Here is a 5,000-nt window from a genome sequence, read left to right as displayed (position 1 = left end):
ACCGCACTTATGAACAAATTGCGGCTGATTTTGGCATTCACGAAAGCAACTTAATCCGTCGGAGTCAATGGGTTGAAGCAACTCTTATTCAAAGTGGTTTTACGATTTCAAAAACTCATCTTAGTGCTGAGGATACGGTGATTGTGGATGCAACAGAGGTAAAAATCAATCGTCCTAAAAAAATCAACTAGCCAATTATTCTGGTAAAAAGAAATATCATGCTATGAAGGCTCAAGCGATTGTCACAAGTCAAGGGAGAATTGTTTCTTTGGATATCGCTGTGAACTATTGCCACGATATGAAATTGTTCAAAATGAGTCGCAGAAATATCGGACAAGCTGGTAAAATCTTGGCAGACAGTGGTTATCAAGGACTTATGAAGATGTATTCACAAGCGCAAACTCCGAGGAAATCAAGCAAACTGAAGCCACTAACTCTTGAAGATAAAGCCTATAACCATGCGCTATCCAAAGAGAGAATCAAGGTTGAGAATATTTTTGCCAAAGTAAAAACGTTTAAAATATTTTTAACAACCTATCGAAATCGACGCAAACGGTTTGGATTACGAATGAATTTGATTGCTGGCATTATCAACCGTGAACTAGGATTTTAGTTTCGCAGGAAGCCTAATAGGCATATCTATAAATAGAAAACGGTCGCAAGGTTTTTTTAAAAATTTTTTTCGCTTATTTCATAAAATATCAGTGGGAATAAGTTTTAGTTTTAGTTAGTTTTAGTTAGATAAAAATAATCAAAAAGTTTTTTAAAAACGCTTGCAATTATTCCAAAAATGAAGTATACTTATCTTAACGCAAACGTTTGCGTCCAAAAATGAAAATTTAAACTACAAATACACGAGGTGTTGTTTATGAAAAAACGTCAAAGTGGTGTGTTGATGCACATCTCTTCTCTCCCAGGAGCCTACGGAATCGGATCATTTGGTCAAAGTGCTTACGACTTCGTTGATTTCTTGGTTCGTACAAAACAACGTTACTGGCAAATCCTTCCATTAGGAACAACTAGTTACGGGGATTCTCCTTACCAGTCTTTCTCGGCCTTTGCAGGAAATACTCATTTTATCGATTTGGATATCTTGGTGGAGCAAGGTTTGTTGGAAGCAAGTGACCTTGAAGGAGTTGACTTTGGTAGCGATGCGTCTGAAGTTGACTATGCTAAGATTTACTATGCACGTCGTCCTCTTTTAGAAAAAGCGGTGAAACGTTTCTTTGAAGTCGGAGATGTTAAAGATTTTGAGAAGTTTGCTCAAGACAACCAATCATGGCTCGAACTCTTCGCAGAGTATATGGCTATCAAAGAGCATTTTGACAATCTTGCTTGGACTGAATGGCCAGATGCGGATGCTCGTGCTCGTAAAGCTTCAGCACTTGAAAGTTACCGTGAGAAATTGGCAGACAAGTTGGTTTATCACCGTGTGACTCAATACTTCTTCTTCCAACAATGGTTGAAATTGAAAGCCTACGCTAACGACAACCACATCGAAATCGTTGGGGATATGCCAATCTACGTAGCGGAAGATTCAAGTGATATGTGGGCAAATCCACATCTCTTCAAAACAGATGTCAACGGTAAGGCAACTTGCATCGCAGGATGCCCACCAGATGAGTTCTCTGCAACGGGTCAGCTTTGGGGTAACCCAATCTATGACTGGGAAGCAATGGACAAAGACGGCTACAAATGGTGGATTGAACGCTTGCGTGAAAGCTTCAAAATCTACGATATCGTTCGTATCGACCACTTCCGTGGTTTCGAATCTTACTGGGAAATCCCTGCTGGCTCTGATACAGCAGCACCTGGTGAGTGGGTGAAAGGTCCGGGCTACAAGCTCTTTGCAGCCGTTAAGGAAGAACTTGGTGAGCTAAACATCATCGCTGAAGACCTTGGCTTCATGACTGATGAAGTGATCGAATTGCGTGAACGTACTGGCTTCCCAGGAATGAAGATTCTTCAATTTGCCTTCAACCCAGAAGACGAAAGTATCGATAGCCCACACTTGGCACCTGCTAACTCAGTTATGTACACAGGAACACACGATAACAATACGGTCCTTGGTTGGTACCGTAACGAGATCGATGATGCGACTCGTGAGTACATGGCTCGCTACACGAACCGTAAAGAGTATGAAACAGTGCCACACGCTATGCTTCGTACAGTCTTTTCATCAGTTAGCTTCATGGCAATTGCAACTATGCAAGACTTGCTAGAATTGGATGAGACAGCTCGTATGAACTTTCCATCTACCCTTGGTGGAAACTGGTCTTGGCGTATGACTGAAGATCAATTGACACCAGCTGTCGAGGAAGGTTTGCTTGACTTGACAACAATCTATCGCCGAATCAATGAAAATTTGGTAGAATTAAAGAAATAAGAAAATAATCAGGAGACAACTAAACATGTTATCACTACAAGAATTTGTACAAAATCGTTACAATAAAACCATTGCAGAATGTAGCAATGAGGAGCTTTACCTTGCTCTTCTCAACTACAGCAAGCTTGCAAGCAGTCAAAAACCAGTCAACACTGGTAAGAAAAAAGTTTACTACATCTCAGCTGAGTTCTTGATCGGTAAACTCTTGTCAAACAACTTGATTAACCTCGGTCTTTATGACGATGTCAAAAAAGAACTTGCTGCTGCAGGTAAAGACTTGATCGAAATCGAAGAAGTAGAATTAGAACCATCACTTGGTAATGGTGGTTTGGGACGTTTGGCTGCCTGCTTTATCGACTCAATTGCGACTCTTGGTTTGAATGGTGACGGTGTTGGTCTTAACTACCACTTTGGTCTTTTCCAACAAGTTCTTAAAAACAACCAACAAGAAACAATTCCAAATGCATGGTTGACAGAGCAAAACTGGTTGGTTCGTTCAAGCCGTAGCTACCAAGTACCATTTGCAGACTTTACTTTGACATCAACTCTTTACGATATTGATGTTACTGGTTATGAAACAGCAACTAAAAACCGCTTGCGTTTGTTTGACTTGGATTCAGTTGATTCTTCTATTATTAAAGATGGTATCAACTTTGACAAGACAGATATCGCTCGCAACTTGACTCTCTTCCTTTACCCAGATGATAGTGACCGTCAAGGTGAATTGCTCCGTATCTTCCAACAATACTTCATGGTTTCAAACGGTGCGCAATTGATCATCGACGAAGCAATCGAAAAAGGGAGCAACTTGCATGACCTTGCTGACTACGCAGTTGTACAAATCAACGATACTCACCCATCAATGGTTATCCCTGAATTGATTCGTCTTTTGACTGCACGTGGTATCGAGCTTGACGAAGCAATCTCAATCGTTCGTAGCATGACTGCCTACACTAACCACACAATCCTTGCTGAAGCCCTTGAAAAATGGCCTCTTGAATTCTTGCAAGAAGTGGTTCCTCACTTGGTACCAATCATCGAAGAATTGGACCGTCGCGTGAAAGCAGAATACAAAGATCCAGCTGTTCAAATTATCGATGAGAGCGGACGTGTTCACATGGCTCACATGGATATCCACTACGGATACAGCGTTAACGGAGTAGCGGCACTCCACACTGAAATCTTGAAAAATTCTGAGTTGAAAGCTTTCTACGACCTTTACCCAGAAAAATTCAACAACAAAACAAACGGTATCACTTTCCGTCGTTGGCTCATGCATGCTAACCCAAGATTGTCTCACTACTTGGATGAGATTCTTGGAGAAGGTTGGCACCATGAAGCAGATGAGCTTGAAAAACTCTTGTCTTATGAAGACAAAGCAGCTGTCAAAGAAAAATTGGAAAGCATCAAGGCTCACAACAAACGTAAATTGGCTCGTCACTTGAAAGAACACCAAGGTGTGGAAATCAATCCAAACTCTATCTTTGACATCCAAATCAAACGTCTTCACGAGTACAAACGTCAACAAATGAACGCTTTGTACGTGATCCACAAATACCTTGACATTAAAGCTGGTAACATCCCTGCTCGCCCAATCACAATCTTCTTTGGTGGTAAAGCAGCTCCTGCCTACACAATCGCCCAAGACATCATTCACTTGATCCTTTGCTTGTCAGAAGTGATTGCTAACGATCCAGCAGTAGCTCCACACTTGCAAGTAGTTATGGTTGAAAATTACAACGTTACTGCAGCAAGCTTCCTTATCCCAGCATGTGATATCTCAGAACAAATCTCACTTGCTTCTAAAGAAGCTTCAGGTACTGGTAACATGAAATTCATGTTGAACGGAGCTTTGACTCTTGGTACTATGGACGGAGCTAACGTGGAAATCGCTGAGTTGGTTGGCGACGAAAACATCTATATCTTTGGTGAAGATTCAGAAACTGTTATCGACCTTTACGCAAAAGCAGCTTACAAATCAAGCGAATTCTACGCTCGTCAAGCTATCAAACCATTGGTTGACTTCATCGTGAGCGATGCTGTTCTTGCAGTAGGTAAGAAAGAACGCTTGGAACGTCTTTACAACGAATTGATCAACAAAGACTGGTTCATGACTCTCCTTGACTTGGAAGACTACATCAAGGTTAAAGAACAAATGTTGGCTGATTACGAAGACCGTGACGCATGGTTGGACAAAGTCATCGTTAACATTTCTAAAGCAGGATTCTTCTCATCTGACCGTACAATCGCTCAGTACAATGAAGATATCTGGCACTTGAACTAAGATACAAGATTATACGAATAAGATTTGTAAAAAGCGAATTTCGACTGAAATTCGCTTTTTTTGAAAGCTGTGGATTTGAGTCAATCTTGTCTTAAAAAGATGGAAATCATAGATACAGTTAAGGCTTAGAAATACTGCCTTTTACTCTCTTTCAACCTCATGTTTCTTTGTAGTTGATTACCTCACATTCCATGTATTCGCTTACATAAAGTATTATAATATGATTGTAGGGAAGAAGGTGTTTTTATGTGGAAAAAATATTTTTCAAAATATAAATGGACTGATTTATTTTGGATTGTATTTATCATTTTGACCTGCCTCTATGTTGGT

The 5,000-nt window shown here is 40.5% G+C and carries 2 protein-coding genes and 1 pseudogene; all 3 read left to right on the top strand.

Annotation, left to right across the window (positions count from 1 at the left end):
- Nucleotides 1–613, top strand: a pseudogene (locus FGQ53_RS07800) (IS5 family transposase); the annotation flags it as partial.
- 255 nt (nt 614–868) lie between these two features.
- Complete coding sequence (gene malQ / locus FGQ53_RS07795) at nt 869–2,386, top strand: 4-alpha-glucanotransferase (protein ID WP_138337465.1); 1,518 nt, start codon at nt 869–871, stop codon at nt 2,384–2,386.
- 25 nt (nt 2,387–2,411) lie between these two features.
- Nucleotides 2,412–4,670, top strand: a complete 2,259-nt coding sequence (gene glgP, locus FGQ53_RS07790; RefSeq protein ID WP_138337463.1) for a glycogen/starch/alpha-glucan family phosphorylase — start codon at nt 2,412–2,414, stop codon at nt 4,668–4,670.
- Nucleotides 4,671–5,000 lie beyond the last annotated feature (330 nt).

The organism is Streptococcus mitis (genome assembly GCF_005844455.1).
GTDB classification, from domain to species: Bacteria; Bacillota; Bacilli; order Lactobacillales; family Streptococcaceae; genus Streptococcus; species Streptococcus mitis_BF.
The sequence above is the reverse complement of the archived record's forward strand: the minus strand, read 5'-3'. Positions and strand labels throughout refer to the sequence as shown.

Excerpts from the sequence above, each read along its gene's own strand:
- glgP (WP_138337463.1), top strand. The coding sequence starts at position 2,412 with ATGTTATCACTACAAGAATTTGTACAAAATCGTTACAATAAAACCATT.
- malQ (WP_138337465.1), top strand. The coding sequence starts at position 869 with ATGAAAAAACGTCAAAGTGGTGTGTTGATGCACATCTCTTCTCTCCCA.